The sequence below is a fragment of the Kitasatospora sp. NA04385 genome, assembly GCF_013364235.1.
GTDB lineage: Bacteria > Actinomycetota > Actinomycetes > Streptomycetales > Streptomycetaceae > Kitasatospora.
The window spans coordinates 8,361,709-8,387,648 of record NZ_CP054919.1 but is presented as its reverse complement, the minus strand read 5'-3'; the positions used below and the strand labels follow the sequence as shown (position 1 = coordinate 8,387,648).

General features: G+C 70.0%; 34 protein-coding genes and 1 pseudogene. 9 read left to right on the top strand and 26 right to left on the bottom strand.

Translation table 11 applies throughout. The features are described from left to right. Positions 1–23 precede the first annotated feature (23 nt). Complete coding sequence (locus tag HUT16_RS37205; protein WP_176192375.1) at positions 24–566, bottom strand: hypothetical protein; 543 nt, start codon at positions 564–566, stop codon at positions 24–26. A 148-nt stretch (positions 567–714) separates the two neighbouring features. After that, positions 715–1,233, bottom strand: a complete 519-nt coding sequence (locus tag HUT16_RS37200) for an RNA polymerase sigma factor (RefSeq protein WP_176184205.1) — start codon at positions 1,231–1,233, stop codon at positions 715–717. Between the two features lie 1,741 nt (positions 1,234–2,974). Between HUT16_RS37200 and HUT16_RS37195 the strand changes: the two genes are divergently transcribed. Then, the gene (locus tag HUT16_RS37195; protein ID WP_176192387.1) at positions 2,975–3,301 is read left to right on the top strand and encodes a transposase; all 327 of its coding nucleotides are present in this window, start codon (positions 2,975–2,977) and stop codon (positions 3,299–3,301) included. 293 nt (positions 3,302–3,594) lie between these two features. Next, a complete protein-coding gene (locus HUT16_RS37190; protein WP_176192374.1) occupies positions 3,595–3,735 on the top strand; it encodes a hypothetical protein in 141 nt (46 codons plus the stop codon). A gap of 42 nt (positions 3,736–3,777) precedes the next feature. Here HUT16_RS37190 and HUT16_RS37185 read toward each other — a convergent pair. Continuing rightward, positions 3,778–3,987: pseudogene (locus tag HUT16_RS37185) on the bottom strand (ATP-binding protein); the annotation flags it as partial. Between the two features lie 34 nt (positions 3,988–4,021). Here HUT16_RS37185 and HUT16_RS37180 point away from each other — a divergent pair. Next, the gene (locus HUT16_RS37180) at positions 4,022–4,225 is read left to right on the top strand and encodes a hypothetical protein (protein ID WP_176184209.1); all 204 of its coding nucleotides are present in this window, start codon (positions 4,022–4,024) and stop codon (positions 4,223–4,225) included. Here the strand turns inward: HUT16_RS37180 and HUT16_RS37175 are convergent. The 6 genes from HUT16_RS37175 to HUT16_RS39060 all read right to left on the bottom strand — a co-directional run bounded on the left by HUT16_RS37175 (position 4,200) and on the right by HUT16_RS39060 (position 7,682). Further along, entirely contained in the window at positions 4,200–4,595 is a 396-nt protein-coding gene (locus HUT16_RS37175) for a hypothetical protein (protein ID WP_176184211.1), read from the bottom strand. The two genes, HUT16_RS37180 and HUT16_RS37175, sit on opposite strands and share 26 nt — an antisense overlap. 37 nt (positions 4,596–4,632) lie before the next feature. Then, a complete protein-coding gene (locus HUT16_RS37170; protein ID WP_176192373.1) occupies positions 4,633–4,932 on the bottom strand; it encodes a hypothetical protein in 300 nt (99 codons plus the stop codon). A 44-nt stretch (positions 4,933–4,976) separates the two neighbouring features. Beyond that, positions 4,977–5,996 carry a HEAT repeat domain-containing protein gene (locus HUT16_RS37165; protein ID WP_176192372.1) on the bottom strand — a complete coding sequence of 340 codons (1,020 nt, stop codon included), beginning with the start codon at positions 5,994–5,996 and terminating at the stop codon, positions 4,977–4,979. Between the two features lie 137 nt (positions 5,997–6,133). Continuing rightward, positions 6,134–6,322 (bottom strand): hypothetical protein, encoded by a 189-nt coding sequence (locus tag HUT16_RS37160; RefSeq protein WP_176192371.1) that lies wholly within the window; start codon positions 6,320–6,322, stop codon positions 6,134–6,136. 94 nt (positions 6,323–6,416) lie between these two features. Beyond that, positions 6,417–7,514, bottom strand: a complete 1,098-nt coding sequence (gene ltrA, locus HUT16_RS37155; RefSeq protein WP_254898190.1) for a group II intron reverse transcriptase/maturase — start codon at positions 7,512–7,514, stop codon at positions 6,417–6,419. Between the two features lie 6 nt (positions 7,515–7,520). Continuing rightward, positions 7,521–7,682, bottom strand: coding sequence for a hypothetical protein (locus HUT16_RS39060; protein WP_254898189.1), 162 nt, complete (start codon positions 7,680–7,682; stop codon positions 7,521–7,523). Positions 7,683–8,649: 967 nt separating this feature from the next. On the opposite strand from HUT16_RS39060, the gene HUT16_RS37150 reads away from it, so the two are divergent. After that, positions 8,650–8,889 (top strand): hypothetical protein, encoded by a 240-nt coding sequence (locus HUT16_RS37150; RefSeq protein WP_176192370.1) that lies wholly within the window; start codon positions 8,650–8,652, stop codon positions 8,887–8,889. 134 nt (positions 8,890–9,023) lie between these two features. Here HUT16_RS37150 and HUT16_RS37145 read toward each other — a convergent pair whose 3' ends face one another. The 5 genes from HUT16_RS37145 to HUT16_RS37130 all read right to left on the bottom strand — a co-directional run bounded on the left by HUT16_RS37145 (position 9,024) and on the right by HUT16_RS37130 (position 12,868). Beyond that, on the bottom strand, positions 9,024–9,482 hold the full coding sequence (locus HUT16_RS37145; protein WP_176192369.1) for a hypothetical protein: 459 nt from the start codon (positions 9,480–9,482) through the stop codon (positions 9,024–9,026). Positions 9,483–9,598: 116 nt separating this feature from the next. Further along, positions 9,599–11,239, bottom strand: a complete 1,641-nt coding sequence (locus tag HUT16_RS37140; RefSeq protein ID WP_176192368.1) for an alpha/beta hydrolase — start codon at positions 11,237–11,239, stop codon at positions 9,599–9,601. Then, positions 11,236–11,388, bottom strand: coding sequence for a hypothetical protein (locus tag HUT16_RS37135; RefSeq protein WP_176192367.1), 153 nt, complete (start codon positions 11,386–11,388; stop codon positions 11,236–11,238). Before HUT16_RS37135 ends, HUT16_RS37140 begins: the two co-directional genes overlap by 4 nt. Before the next feature lie 23 nt (positions 11,389–11,411). Further along, positions 11,412–11,537, bottom strand: a complete 126-nt coding sequence (locus tag HUT16_RS39545) for a hypothetical protein (RefSeq protein WP_303392127.1) — start codon at positions 11,535–11,537, stop codon at positions 11,412–11,414. A gap of 605 nt (positions 11,538–12,142) precedes the next feature. Next, on the bottom strand, positions 12,143–12,868 hold the full coding sequence (locus tag HUT16_RS37130) for a hypothetical protein (RefSeq protein ID WP_176192366.1): 726 nt from the start codon (positions 12,866–12,868) through the stop codon (positions 12,143–12,145). A 9-nt stretch (positions 12,869–12,877) separates the two neighbouring features. Here HUT16_RS37130 and HUT16_RS37125 point away from each other — a divergent pair, with 9 nt between their 5' ends. Then, the gene (locus HUT16_RS37125) at positions 12,878–13,063 is read left to right on the top strand and encodes a hypothetical protein (protein WP_176192365.1); all 186 of its coding nucleotides are present in this window, start codon (positions 12,878–12,880) and stop codon (positions 13,061–13,063) included. A gap of 36 nt (positions 13,064–13,099) precedes the next feature. Here HUT16_RS37125 and HUT16_RS37120 read toward each other — a convergent pair whose 3' ends face one another. Beyond that, positions 13,100–13,402 (bottom strand): hypothetical protein, encoded by a 303-nt coding sequence (locus HUT16_RS37120; RefSeq protein WP_176192364.1) that lies wholly within the window; start codon positions 13,400–13,402, stop codon positions 13,100–13,102. A gap of 240 nt (positions 13,403–13,642) precedes the next feature. On the opposite strand from HUT16_RS37120, the gene HUT16_RS37115 reads away from it, so the two are divergent. Continuing rightward, positions 13,643–14,266, top strand: a complete 624-nt coding sequence (locus HUT16_RS37115) for a VanZ family protein (protein WP_254898188.1) — start codon at positions 13,643–13,645, stop codon at positions 14,264–14,266. A gap of 761 nt (positions 14,267–15,027) precedes the next feature. On the opposite strand, the gene HUT16_RS37110 is transcribed toward HUT16_RS37115, so the two are convergent. The 8 genes from HUT16_RS37110 to HUT16_RS39050 all read right to left on the bottom strand — a co-directional run bounded on the left by HUT16_RS37110 (position 15,028) and on the right by HUT16_RS39050 (position 21,344). Beyond that, positions 15,028–15,471 (bottom strand): ATP-binding protein, encoded by a 444-nt coding sequence (locus HUT16_RS37110; RefSeq protein ID WP_176192363.1) that lies wholly within the window; start codon positions 15,469–15,471, stop codon positions 15,028–15,030. A gap of 116 nt (positions 15,472–15,587) precedes the next feature. Then, entirely contained in the window at positions 15,588–15,989 is a 402-nt protein-coding gene (locus tag HUT16_RS37105; protein ID WP_176192362.1) for an STAS domain-containing protein, read from the bottom strand. A gap of 72 nt (positions 15,990–16,061) precedes the next feature. Then, positions 16,062–16,952 (bottom strand): SigB/SigF/SigG family RNA polymerase sigma factor, encoded by an 891-nt coding sequence (locus HUT16_RS37100; protein WP_176192361.1) that lies wholly within the window; start codon positions 16,950–16,952, stop codon positions 16,062–16,064. A 320-nt stretch (positions 16,953–17,272) separates the two neighbouring features. Continuing rightward, a complete protein-coding gene (locus tag HUT16_RS37095) occupies positions 17,273–17,623 on the bottom strand; it encodes a PRC-barrel domain-containing protein (protein WP_176192360.1) in 351 nt (116 codons plus the stop codon). 374 nt (positions 17,624–17,997) lie between these two features. Beyond that, entirely contained in the window at positions 17,998–18,666 is a 669-nt protein-coding gene (locus tag HUT16_RS37090) for a DUF6193 family natural product biosynthesis protein (RefSeq protein WP_176192359.1), read from the bottom strand. A gap of 465 nt (positions 18,667–19,131) precedes the next feature. Continuing rightward, positions 19,132–19,281, bottom strand: a complete 150-nt coding sequence (locus HUT16_RS37085; protein ID WP_176184189.1) for a hypothetical protein — start codon at positions 19,279–19,281, stop codon at positions 19,132–19,134. Positions 19,282–20,557: 1,276 nt separating this feature from the next. Next, entirely contained in the window at positions 20,558–20,926 is a 369-nt protein-coding gene (locus HUT16_RS39055; RefSeq protein WP_303392153.1) for a DUF4265 domain-containing protein, read from the bottom strand. A gap of 73 nt (positions 20,927–20,999) precedes the next feature. Further along, positions 21,000–21,344 (bottom strand): DUF6009 family protein, encoded by a 345-nt coding sequence (locus tag HUT16_RS39050; RefSeq protein ID WP_254898186.1) that lies wholly within the window; start codon positions 21,342–21,344, stop codon positions 21,000–21,002. Positions 21,345–21,423: 79 nt separating this feature from the next. Between HUT16_RS39050 and HUT16_RS39935 the strand changes: the two genes are divergently transcribed. After that, entirely contained in the window at positions 21,424–21,708 is a 285-nt protein-coding gene (locus HUT16_RS39935; RefSeq protein ID WP_368662727.1) for a transposase, read from the top strand. A gap of 256 nt (positions 21,709–21,964) precedes the next feature. On the opposite strand, the gene HUT16_RS37065 is transcribed toward HUT16_RS39935, so the two are convergent. From HUT16_RS37065 to HUT16_RS37055, 3 genes are all read right to left on the bottom strand, one after another. Continuing rightward, positions 21,965–22,171: a hypothetical protein gene (locus HUT16_RS37065; protein WP_176192357.1), complete on the bottom strand. Its 207-nt coding sequence runs from the start codon at positions 22,169–22,171 to the stop codon at positions 21,965–21,967. A 100-nt stretch (positions 22,172–22,271) separates the two neighbouring features. Next, a complete protein-coding gene (locus HUT16_RS37060) occupies positions 22,272–22,529 on the bottom strand; it encodes a hypothetical protein (protein WP_176192356.1) in 258 nt (85 codons plus the stop codon). A gap of 85 nt (positions 22,530–22,614) precedes the next feature. After that, positions 22,615–23,433: a hypothetical protein gene (locus HUT16_RS37055; RefSeq protein WP_176192355.1), complete on the bottom strand. Its 819-nt coding sequence runs from the start codon at positions 23,431–23,433 to the stop codon at positions 22,615–22,617. A gap of 635 nt (positions 23,434–24,068) precedes the next feature. On the opposite strand from HUT16_RS37055, the gene HUT16_RS37050 reads away from it, so the two are divergent. Next, a complete protein-coding gene (locus HUT16_RS37050) occupies positions 24,069–25,070 on the top strand; it encodes a HEAT repeat domain-containing protein (protein ID WP_176192354.1) in 1,002 nt (333 codons plus the stop codon). Positions 25,071–25,278: 208 nt separating this feature from the next. Continuing rightward, positions 25,279–25,812: an Imm1 family immunity protein gene (locus HUT16_RS37045; RefSeq protein WP_176192353.1), complete on the top strand. Its 534-nt coding sequence runs from the start codon at positions 25,279–25,281 to the stop codon at positions 25,810–25,812. The last annotated feature ends 128 nt before the right edge of the window (positions 25,813–25,940 follow it).

Sequence of the window (25,940 nt, the reverse complement as noted above, 5' to 3'; positions counted from 1 at the left end):
GCGGACGGCCGGGGTGTTTCGGGTCAGCTGACCCAGGTGTTCCAGCCCACGTACCAGGGGCTGTAGGCGGTCACGCCTCCAACGCTGCTGCTGCAGTCCTCGCGGATGACGTGGTAGGTGCCGTAGGTCTGCAGGCGCCACACTCCGTAGGTGGCGTGGGCGGTCTGGCCGGGCGAGGCGGTCACAGTGGTGGAGTTACCCAGCGAAGCGGTCAGCGATGTGGAGAGGCTGACGCCGACAGTCGCGCTGGCGTCGGCGATGATGGTGCCGATGCTGACGCTCATGGAGGCGCTCACGGTGTAGGACACGGTCCCGCTGACCTGGGCGGAGAAGGTGGACGTCGCGTCGTGCGACGTTCCGTTGTAGTTCGCCTGGCTCGCGCCGACCGGGACGATGCTCTTGCCCTGGTTGACGATGCCGTCGTACCAGTCCTGGTAGGGGCAGACCCGGCCTTCCTGGGTCGGGTCCGGCGTCTGGTGGGGGCCCACGGCGAACGCGGCGGGCGCGCAGAGGATCGTGCCGGCCAGGGTGGCGGCCGTCGCGAGGAGTGCGGCTGTGCGGCGCATGATTGCTCCTGGTTGGAAGGGACGAGGCAGTGAGGCCGGTGATGGTCTGCGGCCAGGGCCCTTGGCTTTCGGACGCCGTCCTCGCTGCCTTACTGCTTTGTAGACCCGCGCGTGCCGTGCCTGTATGACAGGCGACGGGCTTTTTCTGTCAGGCCGGCTGGGCCTGGGTGAGGAAGTCTCGCGACCGGCGAAGGCCGCGGGCTCGGAGTCGGGAGATGGTGCCTTGGTGAACGCCCAGCAGCGTGGCGGCCTCGTCGATGGTCCGCCCGTCGAGGTCGACCAGGATCAGAGCTCGGGCTTGGCCGGTGCTGAGCTGGGACAGCAGGCGCAAAGTCTCCCACTGCGCTTCTCGTAGCGCCGTCGCGCAGGCGGTGCTGCCCGCCTGGTCGGTGAGGTCGGGCAGGCAGATCTCGTGTGTTCTGCGGTTGTCGTGGGCGGTGGTGATCACGGCGCGCAGGGCGTAGGCCCGCGGGTTTGGGTGCTTGAGCAGTTGCGGGCGGCGGTGCAGGAGTTTCTCGCAGACGCTCTGGACGATGTCGTCGACGTCCGGTGGTCGGGCGTAGCGTGCTGCTTGTCGGCGGATGGCCGGTAAGAGTCGGCATACGAGGTCGTCAGCGGCGCCGGAGCGGCGGTTCTCGTTGACCTTGATCGACATTGATAGGTCCATGACACCCCTGTGGGGATGAAGATGCGGGCACGGTCGCTCCGGGGAAGAGGTGGCTCGCAGGCACCTAAAGACAACACCATGCAGTGCCCATGCGGCGGTTTTTGAGGAATATCTGAGCCCGCGACAGGCAAGTGGTGGAAGGTTCCTCCGCATACGTTCCTGCCGGGCATCCCCGGACTGTCGGCCGAGTCGCTGCTTTCGCAGGGCCCGGCCGATGTGGCCGGGCTCCTTGATGTGGCCGGCGAAGTCGAGGCCGGAAAGCCGTGGGCGCTGCCGGCTGCGTTCGCGTTCAACCTGGTACCGCTCAGGGGCTGTTGCTCGGCGGCGACCAGGCGCTGCGCGGTGACGGCATGCAAAGGGCGCAGCCTGTTCCTGCGGGGCTCCCCGCGCTGTGGCTGTAGCGGGCTCGGACGAGGCGGCCGCGCACGCGCCGGTGTTCTCCAGGTGGTGGTCGGGCTCCTCGGCCGTACCGGGCGCGCGGGATGTCTGGGCTCGGGGGCGGTTGGGTGGCGTTACCGGAGAGCGGCTTCGAGGAGTTCCGCGGGAAGTACGTCCGGGGGGAGGTAGGCGTTCCAGTGGGGGCCGTCGGGCAGGGCGTCGGGGAAGCGGGGGGCGGGGGAAACGACCTCGGCCGCGTCCAGTGGGGTCTTGGGGCGGACGCAGGCGGCAGTGTTCGGCGGTCTGGAGCAGGGCGGTCAGTGCGGGTTCGGTGTCGGTGAGCAGGCGGGGGCCTGGCCGTCTGCGGTGCTGGTGGTAGCGGGTTGCGGCGTTCAGGAACGGGCGGGCCGGACGGGTACCGGGTAGGTCGCGCAGCGGGCGGGGGTTTTGTAGCGGCCGGCACCGGTGCCGGTGCCAGCGAGCGCAAAACAGGTCCCGCACCAGCACTCCACGCGGTCGGCCGCCCGACCGCCCCTGCCGACGCCACCGCCGACAGCGCCGCGGCAAACGCACAGCGGACAGACTTGCCCCAGACCTGGGCGCGACCACCTGCCGTGGGAACCCGTCCGGCCGCCGAAGCGCGTACCGAAGCCGGCACGACCACCGTCTCCGTGGGCAGCCCGGACACCGACACCCCCGCCGACGACGCGGACTGCCTCCTCGACCCGGACGACACCGAGGACGGTTTCGACGCCGACGACTTGTGGCCCGACGACATGGGCACCGGCAACGGCGACACCACCCGACAGGGCCGCCGGGGCCAGGACCGTACACCAAGCCAAAGCGGCCAGGGGCAGGACGCCGAAGACCCGACGACGACACGGACGACGACGGCCCCGACCTCTACTCCCCGGCCCCGCCTACACCGGCCTGGGCCTGTGGGACGCCCACCAGGAAGCCGAACAGTGGTGACACCCCATCAGCCCGGCACCCCCACCCGCCCAGGCGCCGTTCCCAGCCCTCCGGCAGACCGCCCGGCCGGCCCGCCACCACCCATCGCAGCCATCGGCCCCACAGGCACTCCAGGCGCGGCGAACGCCCGCCGGCGGTCGGCAGACCAGCCTGAACGGCCACGCCGCCTACCTGACAACCCGGTTCAACGAGGGCTGCCACAGCGCACTACGGCTCCACCGCGAACTCGCCGAACCCGGCCTGACCGTCAGCGAGCGCACAGTCCGCCGCTTCGTGCACCGGCTGCGCGAGAACGCCAAGCCGACCACCGACCCGCCGGTCCCCAAGGGCCGCGAGGTGACCAGACTGATTCTTAACCCACCCCGACAACCGCCCCGAGCCCGGCCACGTCCTGCTGAAGGAACTCCTGTACCACTGCCGGGAGTCGGACGACTCCTGCGAACTCGTCGCGCGGTTCGCCTCGATCCTCGTCCACCGCCGGGGCCTGGAGGAACTCGAACAGTGGACCGCTGACGCCCAGGCCGGCGGGCTGCCAGAACTGCGCGGGTTCGCCACCGGCCTGCGCAAAGGCTGGGACGCCGTCACGGCCGGCCTCACACTCCGCTGGAACTCCGGCCCGGTCGAGGGGCACGTCAACCGCATCACGATGCTCAAGCGCCAGATGTTCGGCCGAGCCAAGCTCGACCTCCTCCGCGAGCGCGTCCTCCTCGCCTCGTGAAGATCACCACCCCGGCGGCTTTCAGAAAATCCGCGCCAGAGCCGCCCGAATCCCTCTTCTCGGACATTTGAGGTCTCTCCCTGCGGACATCCGATCTCCCTGCGCGGTATGACGAGTTGTCACCCGGCCGGGCCTGGCAACAGCCGTTGGCATCGGTGTGCAGGAGGCGGCCGCACCGAGGGCATCGAAGACACCTTCCGCTGACGAAGCACGCGGCGCCGGGCCTGCGAGGAACCGTCCCCGCACGGAAGGCGTCACTGTGGCCGATGCAGGACGGACAGTGAGGACAGCGCATGAAACGGTTCACAAAAAGTGTGGCAGGGCAGTTCACCATCGCGGCGACCGCCTGTATCGCGCTCTTCACCCTGCTGTGGACACTCGCAGGCTGGGTGCTGGGTGAGCTCGTCGACGGACTGCCTCCCCTGCAGAAGTAGCCGCCTTCGGGACACTGACCCTGCCGTTGGCCTCTGCGCTCCCTATGCGAGCGCGATGACGCCCTTGCCGGTGGTGGCCCGGGTGAGGCGGAGGCTGGAGCCCTCGGTCAGGATGATGTGGGCGTGGCGCAGGAGCCGGTCGACGGCTGCGGTGGCGAGCGTCTTGGGCATGATCGAGTCGAATCCTGACGGATGAAGGTTCGAGGTCACGATCACCGAGCGGCGTTCGCAGGCGGCATCGATCACTCGGTAGGTGGAGCCGGCGTGCGGGGCGATCATCGAGCTGGTGGGCGACATGCCGCCGGAGCTGACCGACCCGGGCGCGGCCGGTGGCGCCAGCTCGGAGTTCCGCCGCCTGGCCCGCGCCGGCCTGGGCGCGAGCACCGACGGCACGTACCGCGAATGCGAGCCGATGACGGCCGTCGAACGGCGCGCGACGGCGAACACCGCCCTGGACACCCTCGTCAGCTACCGGGCGGCCCGCCCCTGACCCGAGGCCAGTCCTCACCGCCGACGCCGAGGGCCAGAGCCACCCGGCACAGGGGGCGGGCGGCGACGGCCTCCCGCGCGCACTGCCGGACAGTGGGCACCGCGCCCGACGGGGCCGCGTCCAGGTACCGGCACAGGACATCTTCAGCGAGGTCCTGGATCCCGGCGTAGCTCTCGCGATCGGCCGCGAGAAAGTCGGCACACTGCCGGACGCCCAGGCCGGGCGGAAGCTGGACGACGCGCACCGCCAGCCGCCCGGCGACCTGCAGCAGGTCCAGCGCCCCGCCAAGGCCGTCCATCGGCAGATCGGCGACGCCCGCGCCGATGAAGCCCGCGGCGTCGGCTCCTCCCGCGAGAACGGCCGCCAGCACGACGACAGCCTGGCGCTGCCGGCCGGTGCCGGCCCAGTCACATGTCGGCTCGGCCGGCCCCGGTGCCGAGCACCGCCTCCACCTCCTTCGCCGCGTCGCGCAGGTGCCCCACGACGTCGGCGAGCACCGCCGTACGGGGCCGGGCGAGGTCGGGGTGCTTGCGAGTGGGCGCGTAGGCGGCGCGCAGCGCGTCGAGCGCCTCGCTCAGCGCCTTGACCGTCTCGGCGCGCACCTCGTCCCGGCTGTGGAGGCGGGCCAGCGGGGTCCAGGGGCTGCCGTTCGCGGCGCTGGGGTACTGGCCGTCGACACCGGCGAGCAGCATGCCGATCAGCCGCACGTGGACGCCCGCTTCGGTCGATGCGGTTGTCGGTGCGGCCTGGACTACTGCGGGCCGGGATGCTCGGCGTGGTCGTTGGCGGGCAGCATCCGGTCGGTGATGGCTGCCAGGCTGTTCCAGCAGTCGATACGGGCGATCCACGGCACGTCGGCCAGGGCGTGGCCGCTGTCTTGGGCGACGTAGGTGTCGATGACGGCGCGCAGCTCGTCGGGGACGGGGGTGTCGGTGAGGCAGTACCAGGCGATGGCGGCTGCGAACCGCACCTCCGCCGGGCGGGTGGGGTCCTGCCACAGGGTGTTGAGCCGGTCGGCGGCGCCCGGGAGGGCGTGCTCGCGGGCGAGTTCGGCGAAGGCCAGCACCAGGCTCGCCTGGGCCACAGGGTGTGGTTCGGCGGGCAGCCAGGCGAGCAGGGCCGCGGCGATGCGGTCGGCGTCATCCACCGCGGTGGCCAGGGCGTCGCAGGCTGCGATGCGGACCTCGGGGTGGGGGTCGTGCAGGAGGGGCAGCAGCAGCTCGGTGTCGGCGGTGATGGCGAGGCGGGATGCCTCGATGGTCCAGTTCTCCAGGTAGCCGTCGAAGGAGAAGCGCAGGTCGTGGTAGGCGGTGAGCAGGAACCACTCCCGCGCGGGGGCGCTGTCGTGTTGGCGGGCTAGGGCCGCGGCCAGGCTGAGCGCTCCGGCGCGGCGCGGGGCGGAGGGGTCGGTGGCGAGGCGGATCAGGAACGGCACGGCCAGCGGAGCGCTGCCGCTGATGCGGCCGTGGCCGAACAGCGAGTGGAACAGCCTGTCCAACGCGTGGTCGGCGATGTCCGCATCGACGGAGCGGGCCTGGGCGAGCCAGTACTCCGCCGGCGGCTTGCTGTCCGTGCTGATGAAGCGGAAGCGCTCCCAGGGGACCTCGTCGATTCGGAAACCGTCCTTGACTTCCGGCGTCATCTCGGCGATCGCGGTCCGCACGTCCCACTCGCTGCCCGCGTACACCTCCCGGCCGTCCCAGCTCGTCCAGGACACCGTTCCGTCCTCTCGGCGCGGCCCGCTCTGCTGGTCGTGATCGTCCCTGTCCACGGCGAAGGACCCTAGCGCCTGCCTGTGACAACGCGTCATCGGCTTTGACGGAGCGAGAACCGTCAGGTGCTGTTCCCCGTAGCGGATCGTTCTCGCCGAGCACCTGCCGCCCTCGCCTGCCCGGACTCCGGGCCCGTCTACAGCCGGTAGGGGGCCGGCGGCTCGGCTTCCTGGTCGGCCCCGTCCGGGAGCAGCGGCAGCGGCCACGCCGCCTCCGGTGTCCAGGTGGGCCAGCCGGTGGCGAACGGGCCCGTGCGGTCGTCGAGCATCCGGATGGCGCGGCTGCACGCGGCGTCGACCTGGCGGTCGAGGTAGTCGTCGACCACGCCGAGGCGGCGTAGCCGGGGGGAATCTCACCCCCGGCCCTCACAGAACCGTGCGTAACAGTCTCCCGTTACACGGCTCTTGCCGCTCTGATCGTCAGATCATCAGCGCGCCCTGAGTGGGCACCAGATGCCAGTGAGCGAACATGCGGGGGTACCGCTGGGCGATCTCCCGCAGCTTCGCCAGCGCCTTGCGCTTGGCAGCGAGCCGCTTGTACTTCTTGCGGATCCAGCGCACCAGGTAGGCGTTGATGCGCATCACGAAAGACTGCAACTCCCACCACCGGAACCGGCTGTAGTAGTTGAGCCAGCCCGCCAGCATCGGATTGACCCGTCTGGCGAGCTCGTTGAAGGTCAGATCGGTCCGCAGGTGCAGGTGCCATGACCGCACCTGCCGCCCGATCCTGGTCAGGGCCTCCCTGCTGATTCCCGGCTCGAACGAGAGGAACAGGTTCCCCCGCCGGCTCCGGTTCTTCCTGGCCTGGAACGTGTACCCGAGGAACGTGAACGCCTCGTGCTCGTACGAGCCCCGACGCTGTTCGTCCTTGCAGTAGACGATCCGGGTCTTGTCCGGGTGCAGTTGCAGCCCGACCTCGACCATCCTGTCCTCCAGTGCCATCAGGACCTCGCGGGCCTGATGCTCGGAGACGCAGTGCAGCACCGCGTCGTCCGCGTAGCGTTCGAACTGCACGGCCGGGAACTCCCGGGCCATCCAGGTGTCGAACGCGTAGTGCAGGAACAGGTTCGCCAGCACGGGAGACACCGGGGCACCCTGCGGTGTCCCACGCTCCCGCTTCACCAGCTGGCCGTCGGGCATGACGAGCGGGGCGGCAAGCCACCTGCGCACGTACAACTTCACCCAAACGGCATCGGTGTGAGCGTCCACCGCCTTGACAAGCAGGTCCCAGGGCACGCTGTCGAAGAACTTACGGATGTCAATCTCGACCACCCAGTTCTTCCGCCAGCACCGTTCCCGGCACTTTCTCACCGCGTCCAAGGCGGACCGTCCGGGCCGGTATCCGTAGCTGTCCGGATGGAAAATCGCCTCCACCCTCCGCGACAGATGCCGGGCCACCACGGTCTGCGCCACACGGTCGGCGATAACGGGAATGCCGAGCATTCTCGTGCCTCCGCCATGAGGCTTCGGGATCTCCACCGCGCGCACCGGAGGCGGAAAATACGAACCCGACGACATTCGGTTTCAGACCTTGTACAGGTTTCCCTGGAGGTCCTTCTCAAAGTCGGCGATGCCCTGTCCATCCACTCCCGGCGCGCCCTTGTTCGCCCCGACTTCCTCACACGCCTCTACAACCTCCCGCTTCGAAATATCAAACGGCTTGATCTGAGACTTCAACTGGCTCATCCCACTCCTCCCGGAGCACTTCCGGTTGATGTGATCAACTCAGTCACGAACGACCCGGCCCCTTCGCTCCGCCCCCATTACAGGGGCCTCAGTACTACTACAGGCCGGTCCGCCAGCAGGACCCGCATCGGTACTCGACCCCTCACAGTTGCGTCTGCTCGGGGCACTCCCTCTCCCCCGCCAACACGGCGAGGAGTATCGGGCCCTGCCTTCTCCTGTTCCGCACGGACGCGGCAGACCGGACTCACGTCGCCTGCATGCCGGACACCGCCTGGCCAATAAACGGGCACCCGCCAGGCTCATCCCGGAGTCCTGGTAACACCCCGGTTTCGATGTCGTCTGTTTTTCTTTCGACACGTCAGCAGCGATTCACTTGCGTTCGTCTTTCCGATCCCCACCTGACGCCTCTTACGACGCCTTTTCCTCATCGCTCACCACGACGGTATTCAACCAACGCAGCATGAGGCGGTTTGAAGCCTCCCCCCACAGGGCGGCTCCGAAGGGCCAAAACCTTCATCATCCGTGCAGCACCGCAATTGGAAGATGTCCTACTACCAACTCCTTCTCGCGTTCAGGACGCAACACCAGGCAAAACAGGGGTTCGGGGAGACAGATAAAATAGATGTTTCGGGCAAGTGGGGCTCTCTGGATATAGGCCGGTGATGATCTATCTCCTTCTGTGTCCGCCCGATGGTGATCTGCCTCCTGGGGCGGCCCGACCTGGCGGTGGCGGCCAGGAGCTCGTCGACGTTGAGGACGACGTCCAGCAGCTCGCTCGCCGCGGAGACCGTGGTGGCCGCCAGCTCGATCCGGGCGCGGTGGTCGGTCCTCACCGCTGCCCGACGGTCGGCCTGCCCGCCCGGGTTACCCCTCCGGCCGTGACCTCGGTGCCCAGGCCGGTGTTGATCGGGAGGCGAGCTCCTCTTCCACTGCCCGGCCGCTAGGCCTCGGCGCAGGTCTGACCGCCTTGATCCCCCGTCCGGGCAGCAGCAGCCCGGACCATCCGGTCCTCAGCACCGCCGGCGGCCGTGCCGCCGCCCGGCTGCTGCAGCTGCGCACCGTCGAGGTCCCGGTGCCGGTGGCCGCGGCCGCTGCTGAGCTCGTCGGGATGCTACTCGACGACGAGGACCCGGTCGCCCGCCAGGCCGCGGCCGCGGTGCTGGAGCAGCTGAACGTCGCCGCGCAGACCGTCGGGGTCGACCTGTAGAGCCGGGGCAGTAGCGGTTCTGGTGCACGTACGCTTGCCGCCGGGCCCTCACGTCGACGAGCGTGAGGGCCCGGCCGTCTTCGGTGGTGTCGATGGACGAGCAGTTGCTGTACAGCCCGCCCGGTTACCGCTTGCTAGTGCTGCGCCGTGGAGGACGCGGAGGGCGGCATGAGGCAGCGGGTGGCGACGCTGAAGGTGAGCCGGTCGGTGGCGACGCCGCTGCTGACGTCGATGAAGTAGCGGCCTTCGTCGTGCTTGGCGTACAGGAGGACGTTGGGCTGTTCCTGCCACGTCTCGCGGTAGCTGGTGACGGTGAAGCCGTCCTTCTCGAGGCCGGCCTTGATCTTACGGATGGCGTCGACCTGCTGGGGGCGGGAAAGGGTGCTGGTGACGTCGTAGGCGAGGGTGTAGCGGCCGTCGGCGGCGACTTCGCCGTTCTTGCCCTCGCAGTTGCTGAAGAAGGGCGTGACGCTGTCCGTGTCCAGGGTGATGCCGGCGCTCTGGGCCATGTACTCGGTCATCTGCTGCGCCCAGGCCTGGGCGTCGGCCTTGGCCATGACGGGCAGCGGTTCGTTCGGGTCGGGGCTGTTCATGCAGGCTCCCAGGAGTAGCGACAGGGACAGGGCGATGGTCCCCGCCAGGAGGCGGTGCCCGGGGAGGTTGTTCGGTCGGCGCATCGGGTGCCTCTTTCGGGGACGGCGTTCGGGTGTCAGAGGCCTGGCACGATGCCTTCGACGGGGTCGGGTTGGTTGTCGACGGTGTCCGGCGGCAGCCCGGCGATGATCTTTCCTTGGTTGGCCAGGCTCCGGCTGTCGGGGTCCCAGTAGCCGCTGTGGCCGGAGGTGTCGATGTTGAGGGTCTGTCCGCCGAAGCCGCCGCGTGTCGGGTCGGGGCCGAGCGTCAGGTCGGTGACTCGGCGGATGTTGTCGTCGGCTGCGGTCCCGGCCCAGAAGTGGTTGGGATCGATGTGCAGGTCCGAGGCCCATGCCGTGGTCATGCCGGGGCTGGCGATGGCGACGATGTCGTCGGCCTGCAGTCCTCGGCCGCCGGCTGCGGCGGCCCCGACGGCGGTGGTGCCGTAGCTGTGACCGATGACGGTCAGGTGGCTGCGGTGGTCTCCTTCGGAGACGCGCAGGCCGTCGGTGAAGCGGCGCATGTCCTCGGCGCCGTCCTCGGCGCGGCCGGGCGTCATGACGCTGGCGTTCACCTCGGGTGCGTCGTAGCCGAGCCAGGACACCACCGCGACCGTCTGGTCCGTGCCTTTGAGTTCCTTCGCGGTGGCGTTCTGCAGCCGGTCGATGCGGTCGATCTGGCCGGGCATCTCCTTCATGGTGGTGCCGGTGCCGGGTACCAGGACCGCGGTGTGGGTGGCGGTGTCCGGGTTGCCGGTGGACACGATGGCCTTGCCGTCGCCTTCCGCATCCAGGCCCAGCAGGAGCAGTTGGTGCTGCTCGTCCGCCCCGTCGCGCTGGTCGAGTTTCTCCTTCAGCACTCGGAGGTTGGTCTCGCGCTGGTTGTACTCGTCGGCCGTCATTCCCGAGCCCCTCGCGTCGCCCGCTTTCAGGGCGTCGAGTTGCTGTTCCAGGACGATGCGGTTGGCCTGGTCGCGGACGGTCGAGGGGAGGCCGTCGAGGCGGCCGATCTCCTCGGGGTGCAGGGCGATGTAGCTCTGCTGCTGTTCCGGTGTCAGCGACTTCCACCACTGGGCGCTCTGCGCGGGGTCCTTGTTCTCCGGGATGTACGGGGCGGCGAGGCCGAGGTCCTCGGCGACGTCCCGGACGTCCTTGGCCGATTCGCCCGCGGCGCCGAACACCCTGGGCTGGGTGAGGATGTCGGCGCTGAGCCGCCCGAGTGCGCGGGCGCCCTGGTCGCTGGCCTCGCGGGCGGCGGCGAGCGCGGCGTTGATGCGGTCCTGGACCTGGTCGCGCAGTTGGACCTGGTTGTGCCGCTCCTCGCGGGCGTCCGGGTCGTGGCGGTCCGGTGCCGCCTGCTCTGGCAGGCCGACCGCACCGTCGTCCGTCACCGGCAGGTTCCATTCGTCGGCCCGCTGGAGGGCGTTGGACAGGTTCGTCCTGGCCTGGTCCATGCGGTCGGCGGTGGTGTCCAGCACGAGCGCCACCGACTCGGCCTCCACCCGCACGATCTCCAGCTTCTGCTCGGTGGACTCCATCGTGTAGAAGGCGCTGTCCGCGTCCTTGCCCTGCCAGTGCCCCCGCAGCGGTCCGTTGACCTGGTGCCGGTGCCGGCTGTCGGCGTCCTCCGCCGCGGCGGCCAGTCGGCGCCAGCTCCTGGCCGTCTCCCGCAGCCCGGCGGGGTCGAAGCGCTGCAGGAGCGCGAAGTCCCCGCTCACCGCTGCCCCTGCTTGCGCCACGCGTCGGCGATCTGGTCGTCGTTCCACTCGTGCCCCTGCGCACTGGCCTCCAGGGCCGAGGCGGTGGTGGCCAGACGCTCCGTCAGCTTGCCGAGCGTCGGGGCCCACCCCTGCGCAAGGCTCTGCAACTCCCCGCCGATCGACCATCCGGTCAGCTCGCCGAACGACTGGCAGCGATCGCTGCGGCGCTCGGCTGCTGCAGTTCCTCGCCGATGCTGCGCGCGGCTGCCGCCGAAGCCCTCAACCCGGCCGGGTCCGCGCTGATCTGTTCGCTCACTGATCCCCCCTGGTCGGTGATACAACCGGCGATCATACGGTCACGTAGCAACACGTGGTATCCGTACGAGTACTCAAATCGCCGACCTGCACCGCCAACCGCTCCGCGACCACGTAGCAGCCTCATGCCGGACGACGGAGCCGACCGACCACATCGAGGGGAGCGAACTGGCGGGGCCCGGCCTGCTCGTACGCCTGAAACGCTCGGCCGCTCCACCCCCGCCAGCAAGTCCGGGCAGCAGCACCGGCGCGGCCGACCGGTGCACCGAGGTTTGGCCTGGCCAGCAGGGCCAAAGTCGCGGGTGTTTGGCCCTGCTGGCCAGGGCCAAACAATTCCTGACACAAAGTGGCCGTTTCCGCAGGTCAGAGCGCGTTTTTGACCGGCTCTCGCGGGCGGGGCTCTCTCATACTCCCGCCGCGCGGGAGAACCGGTGCTCCCGTACCTGCTAGCCCTGCGACACCTTGTGTCACAGCCGCCACCACAAGGGATCTGACCTGCGGGTTCGTCGGGTGTGTGGCCTCCGGCGGGCTGGCTGCCGCTGCCGCTGCCCGGGCCTGGCTCGGTTTGGCCCTGCTGGCCGGGGCCAGCCGATGTCACTGCGCCAGTCATGGAAGTCCGGCTGCCTCCGGACCCGGGCCCAGGGGGCCCTTTCCATTCCTACGGGCTCCGGCGGCTGGCGCCCGTGCCCTGCCGCGGCTGGTGCTGCAAGCGGGAGGCCGGTGCCAGTCGTAGGTGGTCCAGGCCAGCGCTTCCAGGTCGTCAAGGTGGGCACCAACGTCTTCGTCCGCAGGTGGTGACGTCGGCAACCGCGCGGTGGACGGGCAGGGCCGGCACCCGGGCAGGCCGAATCGGCAGGTGGCTCCGCCCGGCACAGGCATCGGCCACCTCCTCGATGGCAACTGCCCAGGCCGGACCGTCCACGGTCCAGCCGGTGCGTCGACGGGCCGACGGCGAAGGCCGCCTCGCCCCGGCCGCCCGCCGCCGCCGACGCCTACCTGGCCGCCCGCGCCCAGGCCAAGCAGCACGCCGTCGCCGGGGAGCGCGCCACCTGCCAGGCCCAGCGCGCCTTCGCTCTCGCCTTCACCGACCCGCAGGTCGGCGACGACGAGATCCACCTCGCCCAGCAACTCCTGACCGGGCTCGACCTGCGCGCCACCACCCTCACCGTCGCCACAGCCGCCCTGGTCCGGGACGCCGGCCAGAACGACGTCGACGACCGCTTCCAGATCCTGCGCTCCGAAGCCGCCACAGCCGGGATCGTCGCCACTCAAGCCGCCCTCGAACTCGCCGCCGCCTTCCACCACGCCGTCCGCGGCGACGAGAGCGCTCACGCCGCTGCCATGGCCGCCCTGCACCGCGCGGTGCGCGGCGGCGACTACGCCTACTGCCTCGACATCGCCCACCACATGGCAGGCCAGCACCCCGATCGTCCCTCGGGCGTGCGGTGGCTCGAGGACGAACAGGCGGTGCGCGGCTGGTGGCGCAACCTGGTCGCCGCCCGGCAGGCCCACCTCGCACGGCCGTAGCCGGGCCGTCCGCGACCGCCCCGGCGGGCCGGTCGCTCAGTCGGCCCGCAGGATCCGCGAAACGTAGACCCGCGGCGGGTCCGCCTCCTCGTCCACCGCGTACTCCACCAGCCCCACATCCCGGCGCAGCGGCGCCGAGTGCATCCCCGGGCGGCCCGGGACAGGCATGCTCAGGTGCGGGAAGGGGTTCTCGCGCAGGTCGACGAGGAAGGCGACGACGGCGGAGAACACCTCCGCCGGTGTGGACGGGTCGTCGAGGAACTCCTCGACCTGCGGGGACAGGACGATCGGGTCGTCCTCTCCGTCCTCGTGGTCCGGGGCGTCGTCGAAGCCGCTCACCGGGCTCCGAGCCGGCGCAGGACCGCGGACGCGGAAGTGCCCGGGGCGGTGCCGGCCTGGACGGCGACGTGGATCCGGTCGCCCTCCGGGTCGCGGTAGAGCTCGGCCCGCAACCACCACCGGCGCAGGACTCCGCCGGGGGAAGGCGTGGCAGCAAGGATTATCGGTGCGGGCGGGAGGCGGCCTCGGAGCCGGTACGCGGGGACCGGCGAGCAGCTGAGCGACCGGGAGTGTGACGCGGTGCCGCCGGGCACGGCGCAGCCCCGCACGACGGGCCGGCCCGTCGAGGACGGCGAGGTTGCGGCTGCGGTCGGCTGCGAGCCGGCCAGGAGACGGTGGTGGGTCGCGGTCGCGGCCCGATGGCTCGTCCTGGTCGCCGCCCTCCTGGCCTCGGTCGCCTTCGCGGCCGCGCTGGCCCGGGTCACCCTGGTACCCGAACCCGGGGCGGTCGGCCACGTCCACGACAACCTGCGGCCCGGCAACTCGCTGCGCCACTACCTCCTGCACGCCACCGTGCTGGACGCCGTCCGGCAGGTGGGCGGCAACGTCCTACTCGGTGTGCCGTTCGGACTGCTGCTGCCGGTGCTCTGGCCCAAGGCCCGCGGCCTGTTCCGGGTACTGCTGGCCACCGCGGTTCTGATGCTGCTGGTCGAACTGGTCCAGGGCACACTCCTCACCGGCCGGGCCTTCAACGTCGACGACATCATCCTCAACACCACCGGCGCCGTCCTCGGCTACCTCCTCCTGGGACGCCGACTCGTCCGGGTGGTACGACAGGGCCGAACACCCCACGCCGCCCCGCAGCAACCGGAACACCCCGCCGCCCCCAATGGGCAACAGGTCCCGCCGGGGCCCGGGCACTGAGGCGGCGGGACCGGACCGAGTCCGCTGTTGCTGGGCGAAGCGCTGGTCGACCAGGTCACGCAGTTGCCCGCCCGGCCGCGTCCCGAACCGGACGCCGCCCAGCCCTGGCGCGACGCGCCTCGGCGCGGCAGCCACCGGACCGGCCGGGGCATCCGGGGCGGCAGTATCCAGGGCCGGGATTTTGTTGCCGCCACGGACCTGCGCGCCGCCTGTATCGGGCGCGACGGAAGCACCGGGGGCGGGAGTTTCGTCGCCCCCGTACGCCTGCGCGTCGTCCACGCCGGTGGGGCCGGATCCGATGTCGGCGCGCCAGCGGGTCACCAGCTCGTGCAGGCTCCGTCGGCAGCAGGGCAAGAACACGGGTGCGTAGATGGCGGCGCGGCGTGCAGCAGGCCATGGTCGTCCAAGTCCCACGTCAGCACGGTGCGGCCGGCCGGGACGGCAGACAACTCGTCGAGGGCTTCGGCGGCCGGGACGGCATCCGGAATCGGGGCAGAGGGTGTGGGGACCGGTCAGGCGCAGCGTGCGGCGGAACAGCACGGTGCTGCGGAGGTCGAGGGCGGTGATCGCGGCGGCGGCCCGGGCGCCGGGGAGTGGGAGGCGCGGGCGCCGACAAGGGCGGCACGGTGACGCTCGCGCTGGCGGCGGGCGTGGTCGTCGGCGCCGATTTCCGGGGTGCGGGCCTGGGCGAGCGCCTGAGGCCGAAGCGATTGGCCATGACCGAGGAGACGACTGCGTCACGGGTCAGCCGAGATGGCTGGTCAAGAGGAGGGGGCGTCGATCTCGGCCCAAACGGTCTTGCCGGAGGGGAGGGGTGTGGCGCCCCATCGGTCGGAGATCGTACGCACGATGTGGAGGCCGTGGCCGCCGGGTGTGCCGGGCTGGTGCGGCTCGCGCGGTACGGGTGTGCTCTGGGAGGAGTCGGTGACCTCGACGCGCAGGCGGGTGTCGGTGGCGTGGAGGACGAAATCCTGGGGACCGCCGGCGTGCAGCACGGCGTTGGCGACGAGTTCGGCGACCAGCAGGACGATGTCGTCGGTGCCGGGCCACGACCAGTCGGCCAGGGCACCGCGCGTGAACTCCCGCGCGCGGGTGACCGGCTTGCGCTGCCTGTCCATGACCAGGCGCCGTCGCTGGCCGCCCGGGGGCAGCGTCAGCACGGTGACGGACAGGCTGCCGTCCAGGGCCTCCCGGGTGGTGATCATTTGGTCGGCCCTTCGCGTTGGCGGTCCTTGCCGCTTCGCCTGCCCATTGCACTGCGGCTGATTCTTCGACTTGGCCGTGTGCCGTGCCCGGGCCCGGTGGAACACAGAATTCGCGGTCACGGCAGTTCGGCGATCGCGTCTTGGACGGTGGGGCGGACGTCGAAAGCGGCTGCGGCTCCGGTGATCTCCAGCAGCCGCTTCACGGGTTGCGACACTGCCGCCAGCCGCAGCACGGCACCGGTGGCGAAGGCGTCCGCGCGGGCCATGAGCAGCATGTTCAGCCCCGAGGAGTCGCAGAACGCCACTTGGGCCAGGTCGAGGACGACGAGCCGGTTGCCGCGGAGCACCTCGGCGAGGGCCTCCTTGACGGGTGCCAGCGATTCGATGTCCAGGTCTCCGGCGATCCGGCAGACGATGATGCCGTCACCGCCGGACCGCACGTCGATGCCGACACTGTCCTCGAGCGCGACAGCACCCACCTGGGCGGACGTGACGTGGTCGTGCGACTGCACTCTCATACCCTCTCACCGTGCGGACGGCGTCCTGCGGCGGGCGTTGGTTACTGATCGTCCTGCTCCGTGGTCCGACCCTCAAATCGCCTCAAGGCCTTGGCGCAGCTTCGCGAGTGCGCGGGAGAGGAGGCGGGAGACGTGCATCTGGGACAGGCCGAGGCGTTCGCCGATCTGGGACTGCGTCAGGTCCTCGGTGAAGCGCATGGACAGGATCAGGCGGTCGCGCTCCGGCAGGGCGGCGATCAGGGGCTGGAGCGAGACCAGGTCCTCGACCATGTCCAGGCGCTCGTCGGTGCTGCCGATCTTGGCGGCGAATGCGCCCGGGCCGTCGCCGTCCGGCCCGGCCGGTACGTCGAGGGAGTCGGTGCTGTGCGCGTTCGCGGCCTGAAGGCCCTCGATGACCTCTTCCTGCGTCATCTCCAGGTATTCGGACAGCTCGGCCACCGTCGGCGCCCGGTCGAGGGCCTGCGACAGGGCGTCCTGGGCCTTGGAGAGGGTCAGGCGCAGCTCCTGGAGGCGCCGGGGGACGTGGACGGCCCAGGTGGTGTCACGGAAGTGTCGGCGCAGCTCCCCGAGGATGGTGGGGATGGCGAAGGTGGTGAACTCCAGACCGCGCTCGGTTTCGAAGCGGTCGATGGCCTTGATCAGTCCGACCGCGCCGACCTGCATCAGGTCCTCGGTGCTCTCCCGGTGCGAGCTGAAGCGACGAAGGGCGAAGCGGACCAGGGAGAGGTTGAGCTCGACCAGACAGGCCCGCACGTAGGAGTACTCCCGGGTACCCTCCTCCAGACCGGCCAGACGCGCCAGGAGCACCCGGGTCAGGTCCCGGGCATCGGCCGGTGCGACCCCCGTCAGATCGCCGAGCTCCGCCAGCTCCGGTGCGATCTCCCGGGGGCCGCGCGGCGGTGCGGTGTGCGCGCGCTCGTTCACCGGATGGGGCACTGCTATCAGGAGCTGATCCCTGGTCACGGTTGTTTCCCTCCACACAGGCACGGTCCGCCCCTGTCTACCCCCTCGCAACGTGCACATGCCTTCTGATCGCGCGAAGGACTTGTTCGACCTTGGCATGCGGGACGGCAGCGTGCCCGCCCCGGCCCTCACGGCCCCACCGGGCGAGCAGTACCGTCCGGCTCCCGACTCTCGCCACGATGCGGCGGCAGACGCCCGATTGCGGAACGGGAGTCCCCGGCGCGGAGGTTCTCGGCCCGGTCCGGTGAAGGCCGGTGGGAAACGTAGAGGCCCCGCGTCCGGTGCGGACGCGTGGCCCCGATCGGCCTGGGTGCGGCGGATCAGACGGCGGTGCCGCCGTAGTAGCCGCCCACCTGGTTGCGGTAGGCCGGGTCGTCGGCGTGCTGGTCCTTGTCGTACTCGGGCGAGTTCTTCACCTCGTCCCGGGTGCGGTCCACCCACACGGTCTTCTCCTGGTCGTCGACCCGGGTGACAGTGCCGGCCGGGAGCAGCACCTCGCGGCCGAAGATCCACGGGCCGGTGTCCACCACGACGTAGCCGGCGCCGATGTCCACGGTGTGCTTGTCGACCTTGCCGATGTGGCCGTTCGTCGCCTCGACCCGGTACCCGGTCAGGTCCGCACCCGCCGCGTAGCCCTCGGCACCCTCGTAACCCCACATGCCCTCGGTCATCCGGTGCCTCCTTGCGTCGAGCGTTCCCGTTCTCCGTACGGAAAGCCGCCTGCCCCGATACTGCGCGACCCTTCCGACCTTCACGATCGCAGCGCTGTCCTGGCAGGATGCAGGATGACGTCCATGACGTCCATGACGTCCATGACGGCCCGAAAGGCCCATGCCGCGTAGACGCCCAGACCGTCCCGCCCGACACCGGGGAGGCGTCGCCGCTTGCTCACGTCCGAGCCGCACGAGATACGGCTACCGAGGGCGGGCCGGGACAACCGGACGCCTTTCATCCGGCGCCCTCCTCCACGCCCGTACGACCCTGAACGTGGCGCCGCGCAGGATCGCCGCCAGTGCCGTTCGGAGGGCGCTTCTCGGACGGCGCTTCAATGCGCGGGCCCGATCCCCTCCGGCAGGCCGGCCACCACGAAGGCGACGGCCTCCTCCGGCGTCTCGAAGCGGGCGAGCACCTCGTGCACCTCCAATACCGCGTAGGACCCCTCGTAGCGCGGCCAGATCATCGGCCCGACCCCTGTCAGACGCCGATTCGCCGTGGTGCTGGTGGAGAACCAGAGGTTGTTGTGGCTGGTCACCGGCATCAGCCGGCGGAGCACCGGCTGGGCGTACGCCGCCACCAACAGCGCGTGCTCGCGCGGGAAGCGATTCATCGGCGGGGTGTGGAAGCGGTCGAGTAGGCAGCACCACTCCAGTTCGACGGTACCGAGCGGCTCCCGCTCGTGCGCGAGGGCCCAGGGGCGGAACTCGATGAACGGAGCCTGCGCCTTGGTCTCCGCGAGCCCCGCTCCGCCGGTCCAGGCCGCCACCGCCCTGACCATTTCGGCCGGATCGGCGGTCAACCCAGCGGCCAGGCGTCGGCCGTTGCCCTGGAGGAACATCCAGTAGAGCTGCTGCTGCTTCTCGTCCGGACGCACCCTCGCTCTCCGGTCGAACTCCGCGGCGACGTACACGGCCATGTCGCTCCACAGCTTTTCCGGCTCGGGCAGGACCACCCCGAGCTCCGTCGCCGCGCGTGCCAGGCTCTCCCCGAGTGTCATGCCGCCCCGATCGTTCTCGCCTGCTCCCGCCCCAAAGTTCATCCGGCCAGTATGCCGCTGGACGCGGCGACGGCCCAGGACGAGCAGGGGTCGGTCCTCCCACCAAACTCCGTCCGTCCGATCATGTGACTGCCACTCGCTCCGGCCTTGAACCGGAAATGGAGCGGGAGACCCCCGTGATCAACCCGAACCGTTCCGACTCTGAGTGCGTTCGCCGGGCGGGGCGGCGTGAGCGCATCAGGGTGTCCAGGACGATGTCCCCTTGAGGCCCTGCTTTCGTGCCGGACGACCGCCACGGCCACCCGGTCGGGCCCATCGCGGTATGCGGTCGGTACACGCCAGGGGTACGCGCGCAGTGTGCCCCTTTCCGGCACGCCCCGGTGCTCAACCGTCCGGTGCCCCCCTGCTTGGCGGTGGTGTACGGCTTCGAGGCCGACCGCGGCCCGGGATGTCGGATCCCGGAGTTCAGTCCGTCGAGGGCTCGTCGGCGACGAGGTCCAGGAGCTGATCGGGGGTGAGGGTGGCGAGGTCGACGGAGCGGTCCGCGTGCACGAGCCGTGCCGTCGTCTGCCCGGTGGAGAGCTGCCGGGCTCGTTCGATGAGCTCGACGGCCAAGTGCGCTCCTACCTGCGAAGAAAGTCGATCAGCCCCAGATGGCGCGCTTGCTGCTGGTGGCGCTGCAGGGCGGGCGGCCAGAGGGAAGAGATCAGACCGCAGCGCCCGGCCGAAGTCGGGGTCGGCCGGACCGCTCAGCGAGAACAGCACTCTGTGCAGCCCCGTCTCCACGGCGTCGAAGCCCCCGGGCGTGGCTCACGGTGGCCTGGAAGGCCACGGCTGCAGCCGATGCTCGGCAGCCGCAGAGCCCTTCGGTACCGCCCAGCAGTAGCGCTCCACGCTCTCCCGGCGCAGCGCGATCTTCCAGTCGGCGGCCAGCCCGGTGAGGACGTCGTCGACGGCGTCCCTGGCGGTGGCCTCGTCGCCCAGTTGAAGGCTGGCGCACTCCCACTACGCCTGGGCGTGCCGCACCAGGAGTCCGAGCAGATCGGCGAGCAGGGGTACGGGCTGTTGAGCCCGAGCGAAGCGGGTTCCCTGGGGTAGTGCGGAAAGCCCCGGGGGGCGGCCAGCTGTCCGTTTGCGCGCGCCGTCGATCGTCAGCGAGGCCACCCCGCAGCCGCAGCGCCGTGCATCGGCCGGTTGTCCAAGCGGTAGTTCAGGCCCAACGAACCTGTCGGCCCCGGAGATCTGCGGCTGCGCGGCCTGCGCCGGGTACGAGGCCGGCCGGTGCGGTCCTGACCACTGCGCCTCTGGTCCGGATCGGTCCGTGCAGGCGAGCGCTGGCAGTTTCACGACCGACTCGGGAGGCGGCCGGTCCGGGAGTTCCGCTCGTGCTGGATTCACGCTGTCAGTCCGTCCAACTACTGTTATTTCACGGGTATTTGACAGTAAATAACCCATATGTTCTATCTTGTGGGCCGCTTGCCCGCCGTCGACCTGGAGGACGCATGACGACGACCGCCCCTGCCCCGGCTCCGACCAAGCCGAAGCGCACCGACCACGGCCCATATCAGAGCGCCGACATCCTCGGTATCAGCAACTACCTCTGGGACCTCGGCCGAGAATCGGGCCTGATCCCGGGGCCCGACACCCCGGGCCGTCGGTGGTCGGACGGCCTCGTAGACGAACTGCGCGCTGCCCTTCCCGACCTCCTTCCCCAACTCGACGCGCTCCGCCCTCTCGGGGCCTGCCGGATCGCCGAAACCCTGCGCCAGGTCACGGGCCTCAGCGATGTCACCGCGGACTGTCGACGGTCAGCCAATTCCCCAGGTCAAACGCCAGACAATTCCCCACCCTCTCGCGTCTGGCCGGTGATCTGAACGCGTCCCGGAGGCGCTCAGTCGTCCTCCGCGCCTGCACTGGCTTCCCATGCGGCAGTGACACATCCTTCTTCCCAGTGCCACCAACCTTTCGCGTCGCCGTGTTCCAACAGCGTTCGGATCCGCTGGATGTCCGCTTCCGGCGGGACGTCCAGCGCGACCATCCCGAACTGCTCGATGCCTCGCCGGTCGCGCCAAGCCGGTGGAAGGTCTCCAACACGGTCTGCCGAGCCGCCGTCCTTCAGCACGATCAGCCGGATGGTGCAGTTCTCCGAGGCCTGCACGGTCTCTCCCGACACGTGTCGGCGGGTCGCCCCGGCCCGTACCGTCGCGGCCTGTGCCGCTCCAGCCCCCAGCGGACCACCACCAACGTCCCGGCACAACACAGCTAGGTCGTCCAGGTCCTCGGCCTGGCGCGCCTGGATCTCATCGCCCGCTCGCGGAAGGCGTCCGCTGCCGTCAGGTGCGTGGGAGCAGTATGCCAAGTTCGACCATGGCGGGTGAGGCTGGGCCGCCTTGGGATCGTTCGGTCTTGTCGCCTTTGATGGTGGGGGCGATGGTGCGGGGGTCGATGGCTTCGGAGGGGGCGCCGGTGGCGTAGAGGCTTTCGGGTTCGGTGTCGCGGTCGTGGGGCAGGAGCCAGAAGACGCGGCGGCGGAAGGTGCCGGAGACGCGGGACGATGGGAAGTGATCTTTGAGACGGACGACAGTGCGGAGGTACGCGCCTGCCTGGGCCGCCTTCAGACCGAAGGGATCGATGCGTCGATGATCCGGATCGACACACTGTGCGGCCGCTTGGAGCATCCGTCCGGGTATCGCGTGAGCCGGTTCATTACACACCCTCCGTCCGAGTCGGGTACCGACCACGCCGACAATTGATCTCGTGGCAGGTCGAGGTGAGTTGACGGACACGGCGTGGGGGGGGATAGAGCCCTTGCTGCCCCAGGTGGACGGGCGTGGCCGTCCATGGCGTGATCACCGGCAGGTGGTCAACGGTGTGCTGTGGAGGCTGCGGACCGGGGCCCCATGGCGTGACCTGCCCGAGCGGTACGGGCCATGGCTGATTTTGTCGGGTCATATGAGAGCCACTGCTTCGGTGTCAGCGGGAGCCAGGTCTAGGCCGTTCGTGGCGGTGGTGTACTCGACAGCGGCGCGTGTTCTTCGGTGAGTTCGGGAGCCGTTTCGGCGAGATCCGGAGCCACTGACCGGGTGACCTGGTGGGGCTGGGCGGAGTGTCCGTAGGGGCTGAGGACGGGGCGTCGGTAGCTTGTGATCGTGGGCCCGGGTCGCCTCCCTGACAAGTCGCGGCCGAGGCCTCGCTCATGGACGTTCCGGGGGGGCTGGACCCGTGGGTCCAGCCCTCACAGGCTGACTACCTGACGCTGTTGGTCAGACCGTGGTTCCCGCAGGCGCCGTGGCAGTGCTCAGTCGTGGATCTCCCAGGTGTCCCTCGGCAGCCAGTGGGGGAGGTCGTCGAGCGCCTCGGTGGGGAAGAACACCGGCCGGGTGAGGAGGCGGTCACCTTCCCGTTGCACGTTGATCACCACGCCCAGGGACTCCGAGCCGGGAACGCCCGCGCTCATGTAGGAGAGCTCGTCCTCGGGTGAGCGGGCCTCGGCTCGATCCAGCATCCACTGCTCCAGCACGGAGGGCACCCGGCCGACAAGTGCCGCACCGTCCGCGGAGACCTGCGGTCCGCACAGAGCGTCGACCGCAATGCCCGCGAGCTGTTCATCCCGGTAGTACCCGGTAGTAGAGGTGCAGGCCGAACTCCGGGTACTTGCCTTCCACGACTGTGTAGACGTTCGCGTCTACCTCGCGCCGACGGGTGTGTCGCTCGACCTCGGCAGTGAGGCCGCTCATGGCGTCCGCCACCTCACCGGGGCTCATACCGAAGCGCAGTGGCCCAACACCCACGAACGGTTCCAACAGCCACTGCTGCCGCTCTTCATCCGGCACGACATGCCACCAGCCCCTGAACATGATCACGGAGTCTATGACAGCCGCGGACGCTCACGTGCTGCGCAAGGTCTGCCGTCCACCCGAACGCACGACCATCAAGATCCCGACGGCGTCAGGTAGTCAGTTCGGGGCGGGGAAGAGGGATTCCTGAGTGGCCTGGTAACGGTAGGACTCGGTGCCGGTCTGGATCAGCGTGCAGCGGAAGGTGATCCGGTCGGCGATGGCCGCGCAGAGGCGGGCGTGTGGCTGCCGGGGTGGTGGGGGTCTTGGTCGGGGCCTTGGTGGTGGGCGCGGCCGGGTGGACGATCGGCAGGACCAGGTGCGCGTCGTGGTCGGGCTTGACGCCGCCGGAGAGGCTCTTCATGCCGACGCGGATGTCGACCTGGGACTGCGAGGCGTCGGAGTGGGCGGTGACGGTGAGCCGGAACAGGAACCGGGTGGCGCGGCCGGCCTCGACGTCCTTGGCCAGGAAGGCGGTGTCGGCGCGCAGCACCAGGTCGCAGCCCGGCTTGAGCGGGAGAGTCTTCCACCGACCCCCGTCGGTCACCTCGAGGACCAGGTCCTGCGGCTTCAGAGCTCCGTGGATGCCATCGCTGCTGGCCTCGTTGTAGAAGGTGGGGAAGGGGAGGACTCCCTTGGCCGTTCCGGGCCCCGCGTTGTAGATCTCCACGCCGAACTCGACCGGCGCACCGCCCGCGGTGATCTCCTTCTCCGGCACCGGAAGCAGGCCGACCGTCGCGTTCTGCAGCTCGTCGACGGTCTCCGCAGCGGGAACGTCCGCGGTCGGAGTGCTCACCGCGGCCGCGGCGGTCGGCTCGTCGCCGCACGCCCAGGCACTGGAGGCGCCGGTCAGGACGGGGACGGTAACGCCGAGGACGACGGCGGCGGCAGCGATGGAGGCGAGACGGGCCAGGCGGGTGCGGACGGACATCGGACTGGTCCTTCGGAAGCAGATGGGTGAGCGGCTGGGTGCGCGTCCTTGTCGGTTCGGGCCGGTGGGCCCGTCGGATGCTGCAGGAGAATCATGTCGAGCGGACATCCCACACCCGTGCACGACCCGTCACCGCCGCGTAACAGCCGACAGCACACCAACCACCCGGTACTGCCAAGGCATGTGACGTACCGTTCGGGCACCCCCAAAGCCTCCGAGATCCACCTCAACCGGACACGACGGGATGCTGCGCGCGGAGCAGGCCGGCGAGGATCGGGCCGGGACGGCAGCGAAACGGCCCGCTGCCTTTCGAGCGGGCGGTGTCGCGCCGGCCGCACTCCCCGACACCGGCTCCCGGCCGAGGGCAGCCGAGCCGGGAAAAGCGTGAAGGCGCGCTCCGGGGGCATCCGCGCGGTGCGGCGGACGAAGGGCCCGGCCGACTCCCCCCTCAGACCGGGCCCCCGCCGCACCGGCGTGGCGAGGCGCCGACTGGCGGGGAGCATCATTCCCGCCATGCCGTATTCCCTCGGGGCTTCCCGCACCAACCGGTGTCGGAGGCGGGCGCTACGGTGCGCTGCCATGGACATTGACGATCTTGAGCAGCGGTACCGGACCGGCTCCGGGAAGAAGGAACGATGAGCCGGCAGGGCGGTCCGGGTGTTCCCGCTCGCTGGGATGAGGGCGGCAGGGCTTTCCACGCCGGGACCGTGGAGGATGTGCGTTTCGTCGTCGCCCCGATGCCAGCTGCGGCGAAGGACGGCTTCGACTACGGCGCCGCGCCCTGGGACCGCTTCCACCACTCCTACGGGCCCGGCACCGACGTCCCCGCCGCACTGGAGCAGGTCCGTACCGGCGACGAGCGCAGTGTGCACATGGCATTCCACCGGTTGTGGAGCAGTCTGCTGCACAGCGATACCGGTTGCGCGGCCGGCGCGCTGGCCGTTCCGTTCCTGATCCGCATCGCCCTCATGCGCTCCGACCACCGCGCCGAGATCCTGGCGGGCCTCGCCGGCTTGGCCCGCCGTCAGCACTTCGGCGACGGCAGCCGCACCGGCCTGCTCCGCGCGGCGCGCGCCGACGACCAGCTGGTCTTCGAGGCCTCCGGCTACCTGGGGACCTGGTCGGTGCAGGCCGCCCGTCAGGCCCTGGCCGCGGACGCCGGCCTGCTGCTGCCGCTGCTCGGCGATCCCGACCCGGAGGTCCGCCAGAACGCCGCCCACGCCCTGGCCGCGGCCGCGGGCCCGTGCGAGACGCTCGTACGATCCCTGCACGTCCGCCTGCGGGCTGAGGACGATCCCGCGGTGCGCGCCTGCCTCGTCCTGGCGATCGGCCAACTCGCCTGGGAAGAGCGCCATGCCGCCACCATTGAGCAGATGCGCGCCTGGTGGCAGGACCCCTTCCGTCCCATCGAGGTCAGGGTATGCGCGGCCCTGTCCTGGCTCTGCCTCACCGACGGCCCCGTCCCCGGCGACCTGCGCGCCTTGCTGGACATTTCGGCTACCGGAGACCTGGCCGCCCTCCTCGGCCCGACCCCGTGGATGATCCGTGTCGACGACGAAGGCAACGGACTGCGCAAATGCCTCGACCAGATGTACAACCCCGAGAAACACCCCCACTTCACCAGCAGCCTTGGCTGAAGAAGCCGCACAACCCCTCCCCCGACAACCTTCTTCCCGCCGAAGCCGTCTCAACTGCCGTCGAGCCCGCCTGTGAACCAGCGGATGGCCATCCATCGGAGGCGGGTGGCCCGCGCTGTGCAATGCGGGCCACCCGCCTTTCCTGCCCACGAGTCCGAGCCGTTCAGGGGTGCAGCCCCCGGAACCGATGAGATCGACAGGTCCAGTAATGATTCTCAGCATTATCCATAAAGGCTCCCGAAGGCATGCCGAAAGCCTCCAGGAAAAACTTCTGCTCGCGTCCCAGATATTCGAGGCCGAGGATCCCGGCCAGGCGACCGATGACTCATGCCCACCGAGAGAAGTTTTCGAACTCTCGATCACCGATGACCCCCATTGGGAAAGATGCCCTCCCGACAACTGCCTCGTTGTTGCGGTGAACCGGTCGACGGGCTACGGCGGGCTGGCATGGTTCGTAACCGGCAGGAATCCCAAGAAAGGCGGAGTCTACGACCACGTCTGGGTGTCCGACAATCCCGAACCTCCCGACTCCGACCCCCGCGTGGTATCGGAATCCTACTACCCCCATTACCACGACCGCGCAAGCACATTCCCGCTCGACCGAATTCGCGCCGCCGTGGAGGAATTCTGCAGGGCCGACAACGGCGACCGCCCCGAGTCCATCACCTGGATCACGGGCAATGCGAACGGAATGCGCAGCGACCGAGAATATCCCGACGACACAGTCGAAAGCCCTTGGTAGGAAATGCGGCAGGCCGTTTCTTCCGAGTCGGGCTACGATCGGTGGTGACCCGCCGGCGGGTCACCACCGACTGCGCCTCACGGCCCGAATTGCGAGCCGGTGTCGGTCCGTTACCCGATGGTCGGCAG

What these genes read in the sequence shown, in the direction of transcription:
- HUT16_RS37205 (WP_176192375.1), bottom strand. Translation starts at nt 566, where the DNA reads ATGCGCCGCACAGCCGCACTCCTCGCGACGGCCGCCACCCTGGCCGGC.
- HUT16_RS37200 (WP_176184205.1), bottom strand. Translation starts at nt 1,233, where the DNA reads ATGGACCTATCAATGTCGATCAAGGTCAACGAGAACCGCCGCTCCGGC.
- HUT16_RS37190 (WP_176192374.1), top strand. Translation starts at nt 3,595, where the DNA reads ATGAAACGGTTCACAAAAAGTGTGGCAGGGCAGTTCACCATCGCGGCG.
- ltrA (WP_254898190.1), bottom strand. Translation starts at nt 7,514, where the DNA reads ATGTCGTCGGGTTCGTATTTTCCGCCTCCGGTGCGCGCGGTGGAGATC.
- HUT16_RS39060 (WP_254898189.1), bottom strand. Translation starts at nt 7,682, where the DNA reads ATGAGCCAGTTGAAGTCTCAGATCAAGCCGTTTGATATTTCGAAGCGG.
- HUT16_RS37145 (WP_176192369.1), bottom strand. Translation starts at nt 9,482, where the DNA reads ATGAACAGCCCCGACCCGAACGAACCGCTGCCCGTCATGGCCAAGGCC.
- HUT16_RS37125 (WP_176192365.1), top strand. Translation starts at nt 12,878, where the DNA reads ATGGCCGCCCTGCACCGCGCGGTGCGCGGCGGCGACTACGCCTACTGC.
- HUT16_RS37110 (WP_176192363.1), bottom strand. Translation starts at nt 15,471, where the DNA reads ATGATCACCACCCGGGAGGCCCTGGACGGCAGCCTGTCCGTCACCGTG.
- HUT16_RS37105 (WP_176192362.1), bottom strand. Translation starts at nt 15,989, where the DNA reads ATGAGAGTGCAGTCGCACGACCACGTCACGTCCGCCCAGGTGGGTGCT.
- HUT16_RS37095 (WP_176192360.1), bottom strand. Translation starts at nt 17,623, where the DNA reads ATGACCGAGGGCATGTGGGGTTACGAGGGTGCCGAGGGCTACGCGGCG.
- HUT16_RS37090 (WP_176192359.1), bottom strand. Translation starts at nt 18,666, where the DNA reads ATGACACTCGGGGAGAGCCTGGCACGCGCGGCGACGGAGCTCGGGGTG.
- HUT16_RS39050 (WP_254898186.1), bottom strand. Translation starts at nt 21,344, where the DNA reads ATGCTCCAAGCGGCCGCACAGTGTGTCGATCCGGATCATCGACGCATC.
- HUT16_RS37065 (WP_176192357.1), bottom strand. Translation starts at nt 22,171, where the DNA reads ATGCTGGATCGAGCCGAGGCCCGCTCACCCGAGGACGAGCTCTCCTAC.
- HUT16_RS37055 (WP_176192355.1), bottom strand. Translation starts at nt 23,433, where the DNA reads ATGTCCGTCCGCACCCGCCTGGCCCGTCTCGCCTCCATCGCTGCCGCC.
- HUT16_RS37050 (WP_176192354.1), top strand. Translation starts at nt 24,069, where the DNA reads ATGAGCCGGCAGGGCGGTCCGGGTGTTCCCGCTCGCTGGGATGAGGGC.
- HUT16_RS37045 (WP_176192353.1), top strand. Translation starts at nt 25,279, where the DNA reads ATGATTCTCAGCATTATCCATAAAGGCTCCCGAAGGCATGCCGAAAGC.